Here is a 16,206-nt window from a genome sequence, read left to right as displayed (position 1 = left end):
TTTATGACTCGCCTTTAAAGTTGTACCTTGCACTTTACGCTATCAAAGTGCTTACTGCAAAAACGTTACTGGAGGGCATTTATGGCACCAGCTCAGTCCGATCTTCAACCGCAATCAGCGCCCAAGGCCACCGCAGCGGCGCAGGCCGCTATCGGTGACGGTCTCGTTGCAGAAGCTCAGGCTTTTGCAGACGAGCTCGCTGCGTGGCGACACGATTTACACCAGATGCCCGAGCTGGGTAATAGCCTCCCACAGACCTCTGCGTATATTCAAGCGCGCCTGACCGAGATGGAAATCCCATTTGCCACGCTCGTCGATGGTTCCTGTGTCGTGGGCCTTGTCGGCGCCGGTGCCGCCGCGGCCCAGGGCAATGGCGTCTGCACGGACGAACAGGCCGGTACGGTCATCATGCTCCGTGGCGACATGGATGCCCTGCCCGTTGCCGAAGAGTCAGGCGAGCCTTTCGCCTCTACGAACGGCTGCATGCACGCATGTGGACACGATATGCACGCGACGGCGTTGCTTGGAGCGGCGCGCCTGCTCAAGGCCCGCGAGTCTGCGCTTGTCGACGCCAACGCCACGGTTAAGTTGCTGTTCCAGCCGGGCGAGGAAACCTTTGAGGGTGCCCGCGCCGCCATCGCCGACGGTCTGCTGCAGAACCCGCGTCCCCAGGCCGCCTTTGCCATGCATGTCAATAGCCAGTCGCCGCTTGGCCTGGTGCTCTACGGCAGCCCGGCGCTCTCGGGCGTGTACGGTTTTCGCATCACGCTTCAGGGCAAGGGCGGCCATGGCTCGAGCCCCGAGATCTGCATCGACCCCATCGCGGCCGGCGTCCATGTGCATCTGGCGCTTCAGGAGCTTATCTCTCGCGAGGTGCCGGCGGCCAAGGAGGTCGCGCTTACCGTTGGCAAGTTCGCCGGCGGTCAGGCCGCAAATGTCATCCCCGACACTTGTGTGCTCGAGGGAACGCTGCGTGGCTTCGACGTCGAGCTCATGGAGCACCTCAAGACCCGCATCGCGGAGGTCGTCAAAGGCGTTGCCACGACCTATCGTACGCCGGCGACTATCGAGACACTCTCGGATGTTCCCCCGCTCGTACTCGACGACGGCATGACGCAGGCGTCGCTTGGCTACGTGGGCGCGGTGCTGCCCAAGTCCGCCTTCCTGCCGCTGTTCCACGCCATGGCGAGCGAGGACTTCGCGTTGATCTCGAGCGAGATCCCGAGCGCGTACTTTACCGTGGGCGCTGCTGTGACTGATACGGACGAGCATTTTGCTCAGCATCATCCCAAGGCGCGCTTTAACGATGCCGAGCTTCCTCTCGGCGCCGCGGCTTATGCCGCCGTCGCTCTCGGATACATTGCGGACCACAAGGAGTAATCCATGTCCCAGCAAAGTAAATTTTTCCCCGGCTGGCTCGTGGTGGCCTCCGGCTTTGTCATCATGGCCACGTGCTACACCATTTTCGTTAACTGCATGACTATTCCTTCCGCACCAAGCCTTCCGAGATTGGCCTGAAGCCGCTCGGCGAGAACCCGGGCGATCCGTCCGTCTCGACGGCTGGCGACAAGGACGAGCGCACGGCGCCCGAGGTTAACGTTGGCTGGTCTCGCATCAAGAAGAGCCCGGCGTTTTGGCTGCTTGTCGTCGCCTTCCTCTTTATGGGGCTTGTCAATGGCGCCATCCTGCCCAACCAAGTTACGAACATGACGAGCGTTACCGTCAACGGCGCCAAGATCGTCACGGGCGGCCACGACCCCATGTGGGCGGGCACCGTGCTTTCGGCCTATATGGTTACGGTCGTTATCGCCAAGATTTCGCTCGGCGCCATCTACGATCGTTTTGGTTTGCGCTTTGGCAACGTGCTGGGTTCCGTTGCGTGTATTGTCGCCTGTGTGGCGCTGTGCTTCCCGACGACGGACCTTAGTCCTATTGTGGCCGCTGCGAGCTTTGGTATCGGAACGTGCATGGGCACCATCACGCCTACCATCGCCGCGTCCAAGCAGTTTGGCATGGCCGACCTCGGCAAGGTCACGGGCACCATTACCTCGCTCGAGATGGTCGGCGGCACCGTGGGCGCCATTGTCTCGGGCGTGCTGTTCGATGCCACGGGCTCCTTTGCGAGCACCTGGATTGTGTGCCTGGCGTGCTCCGTGGTCATGCTCGTGTTCCTGCTGGCATCCGAGCCCATCGCCGCCAAGCTGCGCGCAAGCGTGGCGGGGGAGTAGCGGGTCGCCGCCTATTCCTGTTTGCCTGTTCTGCCCGTGGCTGCCCTGGAAGCCGAATGGATGCTCGTACCGTCATTCGGTTTCCAGGGCAGCCACGGGCCTACGAAATGATCTCTTTTCCTCCGTCCCCAAGGGATCACGTAATCCGAAGGGGACGGAGGAAAAGGGATCACAAACCGCGGCGGCGTGTCTGGCCGAACGAGTCCCCATACCCTCGTTCGGTCAGACACGCCGCCGCGTTGCTGCTTTGTGCCGTATAATGTCCACTACCTATGACGCGATACAAAAGAAAGGTGTTTGCCCATGCAGGCACAGAAGGCGGAGGGAACCCGCGACCTTATCGGCGCTGAGATGCGCGCCTGGCAAAAGATGCAGCAGATTGCTGCCGGCGTGTTCGAGCCGTTTGGCTTTAAGCCCATCGAGACGCCCGCCATCGAGCAGGTGGACGTGTTTGTCCACGGCATCGGCCAGTCGACCGACGTCGTGCGCAAGGAGATGTTCCGCGTGTTTAGCGGCGCCAACCTGGAGCGCGTCTTTACCGAGGGCACCGATACCAAGCTCAAGCCCAAGCAGCGCCTGGCGCTTCGTCCCGAGGGCACGGCTGGCGTGGTGCGCGCCGTCGTGGAGAACAACTTGGTGCCCCAGGGCTCCACGCCGTTTAAGGCTTACTACGCCGAGGCCATGTTCCGTGGCGAGCGTCCCCAGAAGGGCCGCTTGCGCCAGTTCCATCAGGTGGGCATCGAGTGGCTCGGCGCTCCCGATCCGGCGGCAGACGCCGAGTGCATCATCATGCTCATGGAGTTTTACAAGCGCCTGGGCTTCGATCTTTCCAAGCTCCGTCTGCTCATTAACTCGATGGGCGACGCTCGGTGCCGTCCGGCTTACCGCGAGCAGGTCAAGCAGTTTATCCTCGATCACGCTGACGAGATGTGTGACGAGTGCCGCGAGCGCGCCGAGCTCAACCCGCTGCGTGCCTTCGACTGCAAGAACGACCACTGCCGCGAGATCATGGCCGACGCGCCGCTGATGGGCGACAACCTGTGCGACGAGTGCCGCGAGCACTACGAGCAGGTCAAGCGCTATCTGGATGCCGCCGGTATCGAGTATGTCGAGGATCCCACACTGGTGCGTGGTCTGGACTACTACACCCGTACCGTCTTTGAGGTCGAGGCTCCCGGCGCCGGTGTCGGCTCCATTGGTGGCGGCGGTCGCTATGACGGTCTGGTCGAGCTCGAGGGTGGCAAGCCCACGGCGGGCGTCGGCTTCGCTGTCGGTTTTGAGCGCGCCCTGCTGGCCCTGCAGGCCTGTGGTAACGACTTGGGTGCCGAGGAGGCCCCGTGCGTCTACGTCGCCAACGCCGGCAAGGAGCTGCGCCAGAACGTCTTTGCCATCACGCAGGAGCTTCGCGCCGCTGGCATCGTGACCGAGGCCGACTACCAGGGTCGTTCGCTCAAAGCTCAGTTTAAGCAGGCCGACAAGGTTGGCGCCAAGCTCATTTTGGTCCTGGGTGGCGACGAGCTTGCCGCCGGCAAGGTCAAGGTGCGCGACATGGAGAGCCATGAAGAGGTCCTTGCCGATCTGGCCAACGTCGTCGAGGCGGTTCGCGAGCGCCTGTAGCGCATCATTTTGAGCTGCGGGTCCGCTTGAGTGTCTCGTCCATTGCGAGCGATTGTTACGGGGGTGTTTCGCATTTATGCGGAATGCCCCCGTTTGTGTATGCCGTCCACCGAGAAATACGACCATTTAGAGCAAAAACCCTTGCAATGCAGAAAATACTTTTGTGTGGTAAAGCGCAATCAGTGTCGAAAGTATTTCGCAAGCGCCTATAATGAATACCGCATGTTACGTGCATAGAAGGAGGAATGGGAGGAAACGTGGCTGAGAACCTAAGCAACCAGTCTGTACCCGAAGCCGCGGCGCGCGTCGCTGCCGTGGTCAACCGCCTCGTTAACCGAATCGGCTCGAATGCCGAATCCAAGGAGCGTCTCGCTGAGATCGAGATCCCCGAGGAGCTGCGCGACAATCTGGCGCTGTTCTTGCGCCTGGAGCGCCGTGTGCTTAGCGAGTATGATCCCGAGATCGCGGACCTGTTCGACAAGATTTTGACAGCCGAGATTGTGGCCAACGCCGGAAACCCCGGCACCCGTGCTGCCGACGAGTCCGTCGACGAGCAGGGCGTGCCCACTGCCGACGAGCCCACCGCCGTGGCGTTTCGCGAGGTCGTTGATCTGATCGACAGTCTGCCGCTCGATAAGCAGCAGGTTATCGTCCGCGCCTTTACGAGCTTCTTCCATCTGGCAAACCTGTCGGAGGAGAACTACCGCGTGGCGCAGCTGCGCGAGCGCGAGGCAGGTGCGTCGACCGATACCGAGGTCGATCCCGCCAACGAACTCACCGTCGCCTATCACCAGTTGGTAAACGAGATGGGTGTCGAGGGCGCCAACGAGCTGCTCGACAAGCTCGAGTTCCACCCTGTCTTTACCGCACATCCCACCGAGGCCCGTCGTAAGGCCGTCGAGGGCAAGATTCGCCGTATCTCCAACCTGCTGGAGGAGCGTCCGCGCCTGGGCGGCTCCGACCTGGTGGAGAACGAGCGCCATATGCTGCAGGAGATCGACGCTCTGGTGCGTACGAGCCCCATCGCGCTCAAGAAGCCCACGCCGGTCGAAGAAGCCGATACCATCATCGACATCTTCGATAACACGCTGTTCGACGTCATTCCCGTTATCTATCGTCGTTTTGATGACTGGGTGCTGGGCGACAAGGCCGGCACCGTGCCGCCGCTGTGCCCGGCGTTCTTCCACCCCGGCAGCTGGATCGGTTCCGACCGCGACGGCAACCCCAATGTCACCGCCAAGGTGAGCCGCGAGGTTGCTGCCAAGTACTTCACCCATATGGTGCTCAAGCTCGAGGACAAGTGCCGCCGCATCGGCCGTAACCTGACGCTTGAGGCCACCTACAGCAAGCCGTCTGCCGAACTCATCAACCTGTGGAACCATCAGGTCGAGATGAGCACTCAGTACACCGCACGTGCTGAACTGATCTCCGAGCACGAGCCGCATCGCGCCGTTATGCTCGTCATGGCCGACCGTCTGAACGCCACCGTCCGTCGCATCACCGATACCATGTACCACAGCGCCGATGAGTTCCTGGATGACCTGCGCGTCGTCCAGCGCTCCCTGGCCGCCTGCGGTGCCGTCCGTGCCGCCTACGGCCCGGTCCAGACCATCATCTGGCAGGTCGAGTCCTTCGGCTTCCACATGGTCGAGATGGAGTTCCGTCAGCACTCCGTGGTGCACGCCCGCGCCCTCAAGGATATCCACGAGAACGGTATCCATGGCGACCTGCAGCCCATGACGCGCGAGGTCATCGACACCTTCCGTGCCATCGGTTCCATCCAAAAGCGCTACGGCAAGAAGATGGCGCACCGCTACATCATCTCGTTCACCAAGAGCGCCCAGCATGTGGCCGACGTCTTTGAGCTTGCCCACCTGTCCTTTGCACACGAGGAGGATGTCCCCGAGCTCGACGTGATTCCGCTGTTCGAGCAGCTTGAGGACCTCGAGGGCTGTGTCGACGTGCTCGACCAGATGCTCACGCTGCCCGTGGTGCAAAAGCGCCTTGCCCAGACGAACCGACGCATGGAGGTCATGCTGGGCTATTCCGACTCCTCCAAGGATGCCGGTCCTACCACGGCTATGCTCGCGCTGCACTCCGCACAGGAGCGTATTGCCAAGTGGGCCGAGAAGAACGATATCGACCTGGTGCTCATGCACGGTCGCGGCGGTGCCGTGGGCCGTGGCGGCGGCCCGGCCAATAAGGCCGTGCTGGCGCAGCCCAAGGGTTCGGTCAACTGCTTCTTTAAGCTCACCGAGCAGGGCGAGGTCATCTTTGCCCGTTACGGCAACCGCACGCTGGCTCAGCGCCATGTTGAGTCCGTTGCCGCCGCAACGCTTTTGCAGTCGGCCCCGAGTGTCGAGAAGACCAACACCGAGACCACGCAGAAGTTCTGGGATATGGCCGAGAAGCTCAACGCCGCAAGCCACGAGCGCTATCTGGACCTGCTGAACACCGAGGACTTTACACCGTGGTTCTCGACCGTGACGCCGCTGACCGAGGTCGGTCTGCTGCCGATCGGCTCGCGTCCCGCCAAGCGCGGCTTGGGTGCCAAGTCGCTCGACGACCTGCGTACCATTCCGTGGATCTTCAGCTGGAGCCAGGCGCGCATCAATCTGGCCGCTTGGTACGGCCTGGGTACCGCCTGCGAGCAGTTTGGCGATCTGGACCAGCTTAAGGCTGCCTACCAGGAGTGGCCGTTCTTCCGCACCTTTATCGACAACATCGAGATGTCGATCGCCAAGACTGACCAGCGCATCGCCAAGATGTATCTGCACCTGGGCGATCGCCAGGATCTGTCCAAGAAGGTCTTCACCGAGATGCAGCTCACGCGTAAGTGGGTCCTTGCCATCGTCGGTGACGAGTGGCCGCTGCAGCGCCGCCGCGTGCTCGGCTGCGCCGTACGCGTCCGTAACCCCTACGTCGACGCACTGTCCATCGCCCAGGTCCGCGCCCTTCGCGAGGTTCGTATGAACCAGGACGAGATGGCAGAGGAGAAGAAGGCCGAGTACATGAGCCTGATTCTTTCGACTGTGACCGGCGTCTCGGCAGGTTTGCAAAACACGGGGTAATCGATAGCCCTGTAGTCGCTGTCCGGGGCCGCCGTATGTTTGCTTTCCGGCGCGTCCTCGGACATGCAAGAAGCCCTCGCTGCGCACTTTGTGCGGCGAGGGCTTCTTGCGTCCTGCGGAGTGCGCCGGAAAGCAAACATACGGCGGCCCCTGCGATGTCCGGTCTTCGGCGGATTACTGGCTGGGGGAATAATGGTGCGCTTCGCGCGTTTTGGATGGGGTTTGTCCCGGCGGCGCGTTTGGCGCTTCGCGCCACGCGTCTTATCGATCGGGTTTGAGATGCATGTGGCGCTTCTCGACTTATGACTGTAGCGGCCGCGGTCCCGTTTGGGATCGCGGTTGTTTTGTTGTGGGTCAAATATGAACGTTGTGTTAATGAGTCGGTGGACGGTGGTGTTTTTCGGTGAGCGGCGTATCCTTCCAACGGTTTATCTAGTGTGTCAGTTGAAAGGAAGAGGGCGCTCGTCATTGTTTGAATGTGAACTGCCGTTTGACCACAAGACGTTGCATCTGGAACTCGAGGATAAGAACTTCGCGGGTGTGATGGAAGGTCATCAAAACGAGTTTAAGACCACGAAATCGCAGGAAGAGCTGGTGGAGGAGTCGCTTGCCAACCCTTACGGCTCGCCTTCGCTCGAGGAGCTTTGTGCTGGCAAGAAGGATATTGTCATCATTAGCTCAGATCATACGCGTCCCGTTCCCTCGCGTGTGACGATGCCTATTCTGCTGCATCACATCCACTCCGCTGCGCCTGAGGCTCGCGTGCGCATTCTGGTTGCTACGGGTATGCATCGTCCGTCGACGCACGAGGAGCTCGTCAACAAGTACGGCGAGGAGATCGTTGCCAACGAAGAAATCGTTATGCACGTCGCGACTGACGACAGCATGATGAAAAAGATCGGCACCCTGCCTTCTGGTGGCGAGTGCATCATCAACAAGATTGCGGCCGATTGCGATCTGCTGCTTGCCGAGGGCTTCATTGAGCCGCACTTCTTTGCCGGCTTCTCTGGCAGCCGAAAGTCTGTCCTGCCCGGCATCGCCAGCTATAAGACCATCATGTACAACCACAACGGTCAGTTTGTGAACGACTCCCATTCGCGTGCCGGCAACCTGTGCCACAACCACGTGAGCGAGGACATGTTTGCCGCCGCCGAGATGGCTCACCTTGCCTTTGTGCTCAACGTGGTGCTCAACGGCAAGCACGAGGTCATTGGCTCCTTTGCCGGCGACATCCACAAGGCGCACGAGGCTGGCTGCGAGTTCGTGAAGAGCCTTGCCGGCGTTGAGCCCGTCGAGTGCGAGATCGCCATTACCACTAACGGCGGCTACCCCCTCGATCAGAACATCTATCAGGCTGTGAAGGGCATGTGCGCTGCCGAGGCCACGCTTCCCGAGGGCGGTGTGATCATCGACGTCGCCGGTTGTGCCGACGGTCACGGCGGCGAGGGCTTCTATCACAACATCGCCGACAACGATCCGGCAGAGTTTGAGCGCGCCTGCATCGATCGTCCTAAGGACGAGACCCTGCCCGATCAGTGGACGAGCCAGATCTTTGCCCGCATCCTGGCGCATCACCCTGTGATCATGGTCACCGACCTGTGCGATCACCAGATGCTCAAGGATATGCACATGACGCCGGTCAACACTATCGAGGAAGCGCTCAAGCTCGCCTTTGAGATGAAGGGTGCCGATGCCAAGGTCGCCGTCATCCCCGATGGCCTGGGTGTTGTTGTCGCACAGCACTAGTGCGCGGCTTAAACGAATCGTTTATAACCGACAAGAAAGATAAGGTTTTATGCTTACCAAACTCCTCTGCGAATTCGGCGCAACGGCCCTCATGATCGTCTTTGGCGTGGGCGTTCACTGCGATACCGTGCTCAAGGGCACCAAGTATCAGGGCTCCGGCCATATGTTTGCCATCACCACCTGGTCCTTTGGCATCTCGGTCTGCCTGTTTGTCTTTGGTGGCGCTGTGTGCATGAACCCCGCCATGGTGCTTGCCCAGTGCATTGTCGGCCTGGTGCCGTGGGGCAACTGCATCCCCTTCATGCTTGCCGATATGCTCGGCGGCTTTGTGGGTGCCGTGATCGCTTGGTTGATGTATGCCGATGAGTTCAAGGCTTCCGAGGGCGTCGTCGACCCCATTGCCCAGCGCAACATCTTCTCGACCAACCCCACCACCGAGGGTACGAACTATGTCCGTAACTTCTTCTGCGAGGCTATCTGCACTTTTGTGTTCATCAGTGCCATCCTTGCTGCCGCTAGCCGCGCCGGCGAGAACGTTCTGATGCTCGCCATCTGCGTCGGCCTGATCGTTTGGGCTGTTGGCATGGGCATGGGCGGCATCACCGGCTTCGCCATGAACCAGGCTCGTGACCTTGGTCCTCGCATGGCCTATCAGGTGCTGCCGATCAAGAACAAGGCTGACAACAACTGGAAGTACGGCCTGCTTGTTCCTGGCATCGCTCCGTTTGTCGGTGCCGCTCTGGCCGCGCTGTTTGTGCATGGTTTCTTGGGCATGTTCTAGTCCAAGACAATTGATATAACGCCCGGGTCCGGCATAGGTTATCTTTCCGCCGCGTCCTCGGACATGCAAGAAGCTCCCGCTGCGCACTTCGTGCGGCGGGAGCTTCTTGCGTCCTGCGGAGTGCGGCGGAAAGTTAACCTATGCCGGACCCTGCGGGAATCCAGTTGCGTTCGAACAAGCAACCAACATATATATCTGAATTTGGATGTGGTGGGCACTTTGTTGTTAGGCGCTTTGAGGTGCGAGTGACACTTTGGGATGCGTGGCGCCCTAGGTTGGGGTGATGCTTTGGGATGAGCTTCTTACTTAGCTGAAGAGGGGCTGTATGGCTGAGAGGTAGTCTTTGGCTACGTTGGATTTGTTGGCTTGGAAGTTGTGCCAGGCCCACCATTGGACCATTCCTACGAAGCTTGAGGCTATGTGGTGGAGGAGGAAGCTTCGGTCCATGGTGGCGGCGGGGCCGTTTGGGTCGGTGGGGACGGTTTCGGCTGCTCGTGACATGATGGTCTTGCGTAAGCAGTCGGCGAAGACGCGTGAGCCGGCGCCGGCTACGAGGGCTCGAACGCCCTGGCGGCGTTCCCAGAGGTTGTTGAGGATATGCTCGACTTGTACGAGCGGATCATCGAGCGGCGTGCCATCATCGTCGAGGGCGTGGGTGCAGATGTCGCTCACGAGTTCGGACAGTAGGTCATCTTTGCTCTTGAAGAGGCCGTAGAATGTCGCGCGGCCTACGTGGGCGCGCGCGATGATGTCGCCGACGGTGATCTTGCTGTAGTCCTCCTCGCGCAGGAGCTCGGAGAACGCCGCGACGATCGCGGCGCGGCTTTTGGCCTTGCGGGCATCCATGGCTATGCGTCCGCGTGAACGAGCAGACAGCGGAGCGTGCCGGAGCAGCCCTCGTAGGGGCGCTTACCGGCGCCGTAGCCGACGGCCTCGATGCGGTAGCGGGCCGGCAGGTGCTCGGACGTGCGCAGTGCGGCGACGATGGCGGCGCCCGTGGGCGTCACGAGCTCACCGGCGACCGGTGCGGGCGTGAGGGCGATATTGCCCGCTTGGCACAGGTTGACGACAGCGGGGACAGGAATGGGCATAAGGCCGTGGGCACAGCGGATGGTGCCGTGACCCTCGGAGAGCGACTCGACCACGATGTCCTCAATACCTAGGTCATCGAGGCAGATGGCGACAGAGCAGACGTCGACGATGGAGTCGATGGCGCCCACCTCGTGGAACATGACGGTCTCGGTCGTTTTGCCGTGGGCCTTGGCCTCGGCGGCGGCGAGCGCGGTAAAGATGGCGAGCGCGCGACGCTTGGCGCCATCGCTTAGCTGCGAGCCATCGATGATGGCGGTGACGTCCGCCAAAGAACGGTGGTGATGGCCGTGGGCGTGATGGTGACCCTCGTGGTCGTGGTCATGCTCGTGGCAGTGCTCGTGTTCGTGCTCGCCATGATCATGATGGTGGTGCTCATGCTCGTGCGTGTGCTCGGCAGCTGCTTCGTTGCCGTAGAGCCAGACCATATCGTGATCGTGGTTCTCGAGCTCCTCTGCAAGCTGGACGTCGAAATCGCAGGCGTCGATGCCATGCTTGCTTACGTGCGCGACGGCGATCGTAAAGCCGTCGACCGGCAGCGTGGCGAGCTGCTCGCGCAGGTGCTCCTCGCTGGCGCCTAGGTCGAGCAAGGCCGCGACGGTCATATCGCCGCTGATGCCCGAGGTGCCGTCGATGATAAGCGTGTGCTGATGATTGGACATGGAATGCTCCTTAACGGGCGCAGGGCGTGCCGGCGCTCAGATGATTGATAAGACTTGCCTGGTAGGCGGCACCAAAGCCGTTGTCGATGTTGACGACCGAAACGCCGCTGGCGCAGGAGTTGAGCATGGCGAGCAGCGCGGCTACGCCACCAAAGCTCGCGCCGTAACCCACGCTGGTGGGAACGGCTATGACCGGACAGCTTACCAGGCCGCCGACAACGCTCGCCAGTGCGCCCTCCATGCCGGCAATGGCGATGACCACCTGTGCCTGGGCAAGTTCCTCGGCATGCGCGAGCAGACGGTGCAGGCCGGCGACACCCACGTCGTAGAGGCGGTCGACCTCGTTGCCATAGAACTCGGCCGTCAACGCGGCTTCTTCGGCGACGGGCAGGTCGCACGTGCCGGCGCAGGCGACGACGATGCGTCCGTTGCCGGTAGGGAAGGGCTTGCCGCCCACGAGGGCGAGCTGTGCGTCCGGGACATATCCCAGGTCGATGCCGTTGCCAAGAAGCTCAGCGGTGCGCGCGGCTTTTTCGGCATCCAGGCGCGTGACCAGGATGCGCTCCTGGCCGGCATCGCGCAGTGCTTCGATAATGGCGGCAATCTGATCGGCGGTTTTACCGGCCCCGTAGACAACCTCGCCGGCTCCCTGGCGCACCCCGCGCGAAAGATCGAGCTGCGCAAAGCCCAAATCGGCGGTCGGAGCCGTCTGGATGCGCGTGAGGGCGTCGGCAGGGGTGACTGCTCCGCCGGCAACATCGCTCAGCAATTGCTCAAGATCTCGCTTATCCATATATGTTCCCTTCGACGGCGCAAAGTCTAGCACTCAAAGGGTATATTTCCGAACACTAAGACAAAATTGTTCGGAAACTATAGGACAGACTGATTCAATTGTTAGACGGATCGACTAGTCGCGCAGGATGATGTCCATGGCGAGCATCAGGTTGCGCTCGTCGATGGTAAACGGGGCGGCCTCGCGCGTCTTGGGCTTGGCGCAAAACGCGATGCCCGTGCCTGCGGCCTGGATCATGGGGATGTCGTTTGCCCCGTCGCCGATTGCCACGGTGTGTGCCATATCGACGCCGCACTCAACTGCCCAGTCCAGCAGCTGGATGAGCTTGGACTCCTTGGTCACAATGTCGGCAGCCAACTTACCGGTGAGCTTGCCGTCCACGACCTCCAGACGATTGGCCAGGCAAAAATCGATGCCCGTGGCAGCCACGATCTTGTCGGCGACCTCGTGAAAGCCGCCGCTCACCACGCCGACCTTCCAGCCCTTGCTGTGCGCCGAGCGCACAAGCTCCAACGCGCCGGGGGTAAATGTCACGCGCTCAAAGGTGCGCTCGAACACGCTCTCGTCCAGGCCGGCGAGCAGCCCCACGCGCTCCTCGAGCGCCTGCTTAAAGTCAAGCTCGCCGCGCATGGCGCGTTCGGTGATCTGTGCCACCTGCTCGCCCACGCCGGCCTCTTCGCCCAACAGGTCGATGACCTCCTGGTTGATGAGCGTGGAGTCGATATCCATAATGATGAGGCGTGCAGTCATGGCGGGCCTTTCCGAGTGCTGTTTTATTGGGGCATATTGTCGCACGTGACGAGTGCGGGCGGGTGCCGCGGCGTGTCAATTGTTTCGTCTCCGTCAAGTCTTTGGGCAGGAGCTACTTTTCCGCGGCACATCGACACAGGTGCGATAAGATAGAACGTCATGTCTGGCTGCGCGGTTTACGCAGGCCGGGCAAATCTGTACGACGCCGCCCGGAACGACACGGGGCGGCACAGATCCATAAAGGAGGATCACTGGTATGAGCCAGACCCGTCCCATCGACGAGCATTCCATGCACACCCGTACCTGCGGCGAGCTTCGCCGCGAGAACGTGGGCGAAGAGGTCACCCTCACCGGTTGGGTGAGCCGTCGCCGCGACCACGGCGGCCTTATCTTCTGCGACCTTCGCGACCGTGAGGGCATCACGCAGCTCACCTTCGACCCCGAGCACTCCGACGGCGATGCCTTTAAGATCGCCGAGACCATGCGTCCCGAGTGGCCCATCAAGATTCACGGCGTCGTGCGCGCCCGTGGCGAGGAGACCACCAACACCAAGCTCGCGACCGGCGAGATCGAGGTCCTCACCGACCACGCCGAGGTGCTCAACACATCCGTCACCCCGCCGTTCCAGATTGAGGACGGCATCGAGACCAGCGAGGACACCCGTCTGCGCTATCGCTATCTGGACCTTCGTCGTCCCGAGATGATGGCCAACCTCAAGCTGCGCTCCGACTTTACCTTTGCCATTCGCGAGGCGCTGCACAACCGTGAGTTCATGGAGGTCGAGACGCCCTCCCTGTTTAAGTCCACGCCCGAGGGCGCTCGCGACTTCATCGTTCCCAGCCGTATTCAGCCGGGCAACTTCTACGCCCTGCCGCAGTCCCCGCAGCTCCTGAAGCAGCTGCTTATGGTCGGTGGCGTCGAGCGCTACTATCAGGTTGCCAAGTGCTTCCGCGACGAGGACCTGCGTGCCGACCGTCAGCCCGAGTTCACCCAGGTCGATATCGAGATGTCCTTCGTGGACCAGAACGACGTTATGAGCGCGCTCGAAGAGGTCCTGGCCGACGCCTTCGGCCGTATGGGTGTCGAGATGCCCACGCCGCTGCGTCGCATGAACTACTGGGAGGCCATGGACACCTATGGCTCCGACAAGCCCGATACCCGCTATGGCATGCACTTGGTCGACCTGACCGACATCTTCGCCAACTCTAAGTTCAAGGTCTTTGCGACTGCCGCGAACGAGGAGGGCTCTGTCATTAAGGCCATCAACGCCAAGGGCGCCGGTGCCTGGGCTCGCGCCAAGATCGATAAGCTTGCCGGCGTGGCTTCCACGTTTGGCGCCAAGGGCCTGGCCTGGATCGCATTCCGCGAGGACGGCTCCATCAACAGCCCCATCGTCAAGTTCTTCTCGGACGAGGAGATGACCGCCCTGCGCGAGCGCATGGACGTCGAGCCCGGCGACCTTGTGATGTTCGCCGCCGGCCCGCGCCTGCTCTCCGACGAGATCCTGGGCGGCATGCGTTCCCACATGGCTAACGCGCTCGAGATCAAGCGCGAGGGCCACGACTTCCTGTGGGTCGTCAACTTCCCGCTGTTCCACTGGGACGAGGACCGCAAGGCTTACGCTGCCGAGCACCAGCCCTTCACCCTGCCGACCGAGACCGACATCGCCAAGATCGAGGCCAATCCGTTGGCAGCCGGTTCTTGCACCTACGACTTTGTCATGGACGGCTTTGAGGCCGGTGGCGGCGGTATGCGTATCCACAACGCCGAGATGCAGATGTCCATGCTCAAGCTCCTGGGCTTTACCGAAGAGCGCGCTGAGTCTCAGTTTGGCTTCCTCATGGAGGCGCTCAAGTTTGGTGCGCCCCCGATGGGCGGTTTCGCTCTGGGCCTGGACCGCGTGTGCATGCTGCTCACCGGTTCCGACTCCATCCGCGACGTCATGGCGTTCCCCAAGACGGCCAGCGGCTCCGACCTCATGTCGGGCGCCCCGAGTGCCGTTAGCGGCGCCCAGCTCAAGGACGTCAGCCTGCGCCTGATGTAGGCAAGCGGCTACATATTGCCCGTAACGAGGGAAGGACACGTGCCTTCCCTCGTTTTTTATACGCCGAGATTGTGAGGGCATGGGATGACCGGGCGTTGCGGAAAGTACGTCCCGGAATCTGCGTCCAGAACGGGTCGCGCTTTCCCAAAGGGGGTCCTCTGGGAAAGCGCGACCCAGAATTCGGCAAAATAATGGGACACAGTTTTCGCTTGAGCGGTCTAACGGAAACTGTGCCCCAGAATGAGCGCTCAAAACGGGGCAGGCTTTCCGCAACAACTGTCTGGCGAAAAGCCCGGCCCAGTTTCCTACAGCGAGTCTCTCTGAACGAGCTGCATGTGCATCACGGAGGTGGTGGGCTCGGCGCCCTTGATCATGTCGAGCGCAATGTTGGCGGCCATGTGGCCTTCTTCGCGCAGGGGCTGGCGGACGGTCGTGAGTGCGGGGACGCAGCGCGCCGCAATCTCGTGATCGTCGAAGCCGACGACAGAAACGTCCGCCGGAACGGATAGGCCTGCCTCGTTGAGTGCGGTGATGACGCCAGCCGCGATACGGTCCGATCCGCAGAGCACGCCATCGAAAGCAATCTCGCGCGCGAGGATCTGGTGCATGGCCTGATAGCCGTCTCCGCTGTTCCAGCCGGTATAGATAACGTTTGCGCCTGGGAGGTCTTCGCCCAGGACGGTGCGGTAGCCGCGCAGGCGGTCGACAACAGCGGGGTTGTCTTGCGGTCCCAACACGGCGACGATATCTTTGCGCCCGCGATCTTTCATAGCGAGTGCCGCAAAGCGTCCACCCTCTTCGTCGTCAGAGTAGACTGTCGAGAACACATCGCGATAGGGGTGGCCCTCGAGCTGGCCGCACAACACGGTGGGTACGCCCAGCTCGCGCAGCACCTCGAGCAGCTCGCTGCCCTTGTAAGGGGAGACGTCGATCACGGCGTCGAACGAGCGGCGCTCAAAGTGCTCGCGTGCGCGGTTGCGCTCATGCGTAGAAGACGCCTGCAAGATAACGGGCAGATAGGACGACTCCGACAGTTCCTCGGTAATGCCGCTCAAAAATTCGCTATAGGTGGGGTCGCTGAAGAGCTCACTCAGGGGCTCGGTCACGAGCACGGCGATGATTTCCGTGCGCCCGACAGCGAGCGCTCGGCCGCGAGCGTTGGGGACAAAATTGACTTTCTTGGCCGCCGCACGGACGCGCTTTTTGGTTTCCTCGCTAATGCGGGGCGAATCGTTGAGGGCGCGCGATGCCGTGGAGCGCGACACGCCGGCAGCTGCGGCAACCTCGGCAAGCGTAGGTGCGGTGCGAACTGGCTGGGTCATGGCGTCTCCTGGAAAATGCGGTCGATGTTGTCACTGATACGGGCTGGTGCGGATACAGCTTACTATAGTGCACCTGAACAGCGTTCATGATATCCGGTGACAG

12 protein-coding genes are annotated in these 16,206 nt (G+C 61.4%); 7 read left to right on the top strand and 5 right to left on the bottom strand.

What is annotated here, in order from left to right; all coding sequences use genetic code 11:
- Positions 1 to 81: 81 nt before the first annotated feature.
- The 6 genes from ACRX4W_RS03465 to larD all read left to right on the top strand — a co-directional run bounded on the left by ACRX4W_RS03465 (position 82) and on the right by larD (position 9,443).
- A complete protein-coding gene (locus ACRX4W_RS03465) occupies positions 82 to 1,380 on the top strand; it encodes a M20 family metallopeptidase (RefSeq protein WP_432299185.1) in 1,299 nt (432 codons plus the stop codon).
- Between the two features lie 92 nt (positions 1,381 to 1,472).
- A complete protein-coding gene (locus tag ACRX4W_RS03460) occupies positions 1,473 to 2,228 on the top strand; it encodes an MFS transporter (protein WP_347487285.1) in 756 nt (251 codons plus the stop codon).
- Between the two features lie 303 nt (positions 2,229 to 2,531).
- The gene (hisS, locus tag ACRX4W_RS03455) at positions 2,532 to 3,845 is read left to right on the top strand and encodes a histidine--tRNA ligase (protein WP_432299183.1); all 1,314 of its coding nucleotides are present in this window, start codon (positions 2,532 to 2,534) and stop codon (positions 3,843 to 3,845) included.
- A gap of 257 nt (positions 3,846 to 4,102) precedes the next feature.
- Positions 4,103 to 6,916, top strand: a complete 2,814-nt coding sequence (locus ACRX4W_RS03450) for a phosphoenolpyruvate carboxylase (protein ID WP_432299181.1) — start codon at positions 4,103 to 4,105, stop codon at positions 6,914 to 6,916.
- A gap of 468 nt (positions 6,917 to 7,384) precedes the next feature.
- Entirely contained in the window at positions 7,385 to 8,662 is a 1,278-nt protein-coding gene (gene larA / locus ACRX4W_RS03445; RefSeq protein ID WP_117647964.1) for a nickel-dependent lactate racemase, read from the top strand.
- A gap of 49 nt (positions 8,663 to 8,711) precedes the next feature.
- A complete protein-coding gene (gene larD, locus ACRX4W_RS03440; RefSeq protein WP_432299179.1) occupies positions 8,712 to 9,443 on the top strand; it encodes a D/L-lactic acid transporter LarD in 732 nt (243 codons plus the stop codon).
- A gap of 306 nt (positions 9,444 to 9,749) precedes the next feature.
- On the opposite strand, the gene ACRX4W_RS03435 is transcribed toward larD, so the two are convergent.
- The 4 genes from ACRX4W_RS03435 to serB all read right to left on the bottom strand — a co-directional run bounded on the left by ACRX4W_RS03435 (position 9,750) and on the right by serB (position 12,737).
- On the bottom strand, positions 9,750 to 10,289 hold the full coding sequence (locus ACRX4W_RS03435) for a TetR/AcrR family transcriptional regulator (RefSeq protein WP_117757837.1): 540 nt from the start codon (positions 10,287 to 10,289) through the stop codon (positions 9,750 to 9,752).
- Positions 10,290 to 10,291: 2 nt separating this feature from the next.
- A complete protein-coding gene (gene larC / locus ACRX4W_RS03430) occupies positions 10,292 to 11,194 on the bottom strand; it encodes a nickel pincer cofactor biosynthesis protein LarC (RefSeq protein ID WP_117757838.1) in 903 nt (300 codons plus the stop codon).
- A 10-nt stretch (positions 11,195 to 11,204) separates the two neighbouring features.
- Positions 11,205 to 11,987 (bottom strand): nickel pincer cofactor biosynthesis protein LarB, encoded by a 783-nt coding sequence (larB, locus tag ACRX4W_RS03425; protein ID WP_117757839.1) that lies wholly within the window; start codon positions 11,985 to 11,987, stop codon positions 11,205 to 11,207.
- A gap of 114 nt (positions 11,988 to 12,101) precedes the next feature.
- Positions 12,102 to 12,737, bottom strand: a complete 636-nt coding sequence (serB, locus tag ACRX4W_RS03420) for a phosphoserine phosphatase SerB (RefSeq protein ID WP_117757840.1) — start codon at positions 12,735 to 12,737, stop codon at positions 12,102 to 12,104.
- A 256-nt stretch (positions 12,738 to 12,993) separates the two neighbouring features.
- Here serB and aspS point away from each other — a divergent pair, with 256 nt between their 5' ends.
- The gene (gene aspS / locus ACRX4W_RS03415) at positions 12,994 to 14,781 is read left to right on the top strand and encodes an aspartate--tRNA ligase (RefSeq protein WP_117757841.1); all 1,788 of its coding nucleotides are present in this window, start codon (positions 12,994 to 12,996) and stop codon (positions 14,779 to 14,781) included.
- A gap of 305 nt (positions 14,782 to 15,086) precedes the next feature.
- Here the strand turns inward: aspS and ACRX4W_RS03410 are convergent, their stop codons facing one another.
- Entirely contained in the window at positions 15,087 to 16,103 is a 1,017-nt protein-coding gene (locus ACRX4W_RS03410) for a LacI family DNA-binding transcriptional regulator (RefSeq protein ID WP_089572647.1), read from the bottom strand.
- Between the last annotated feature and the right edge of the window lie 103 nt (positions 16,104 to 16,206).

It is taken from the genome of Collinsella aerofaciens (assembly GCF_964283865.1).
Classification (GTDB): Bacteria; Actinomycetota; Coriobacteriia; order Coriobacteriales; family Coriobacteriaceae; genus Collinsella.
Note: the sequence above shows the minus strand (reverse complement) of the source record. Positions and strands in the feature narration are given on the sequence as shown.

Coding starts and splice junctions, on each gene's coding strand:
- ACRX4W_RS03465 (WP_432299185.1), top strand. CDS start 82: ATGGCACCAGCTCAGTCCGATCTTCAACCGCAATCAGCGCCCAAGGCC.
- hisS (WP_432299183.1), top strand. CDS start 2,532: ATGCAGGCACAGAAGGCGGAGGGAACCCGCGACCTTATCGGCGCTGAG.
- larD (WP_432299179.1), top strand. CDS start 8,712: ATGCTTACCAAACTCCTCTGCGAATTCGGCGCAACGGCCCTCATGATC.
- ACRX4W_RS03435 (WP_117757837.1), bottom strand. CDS start 10,289: ATGGATGCCCGCAAGGCCAAAAGCCGCGCCGCGATCGTCGCGGCGTTC.
- larC (WP_117757838.1), bottom strand. CDS start 11,194: ATGTCCAATCATCAGCACACGCTTATCATCGACGGCACCTCGGGCATC.
- larB (WP_117757839.1), bottom strand. CDS start 11,987: ATGGATAAGCGAGATCTTGAGCAATTGCTGAGCGATGTTGCCGGCGGA.
- serB (WP_117757840.1), bottom strand. CDS start 12,737: ATGACTGCACGCCTCATCATTATGGATATCGACTCCACGCTCATCAAC.
- aspS (WP_117757841.1), top strand. CDS start 12,994: ATGAGCCAGACCCGTCCCATCGACGAGCATTCCATGCACACCCGTACC.
- ACRX4W_RS03410 (WP_089572647.1), bottom strand. CDS start 16,103: ATGACCCAGCCAGTTCGCACCGCACCTACGCTTGCCGAGGTTGCCGCA.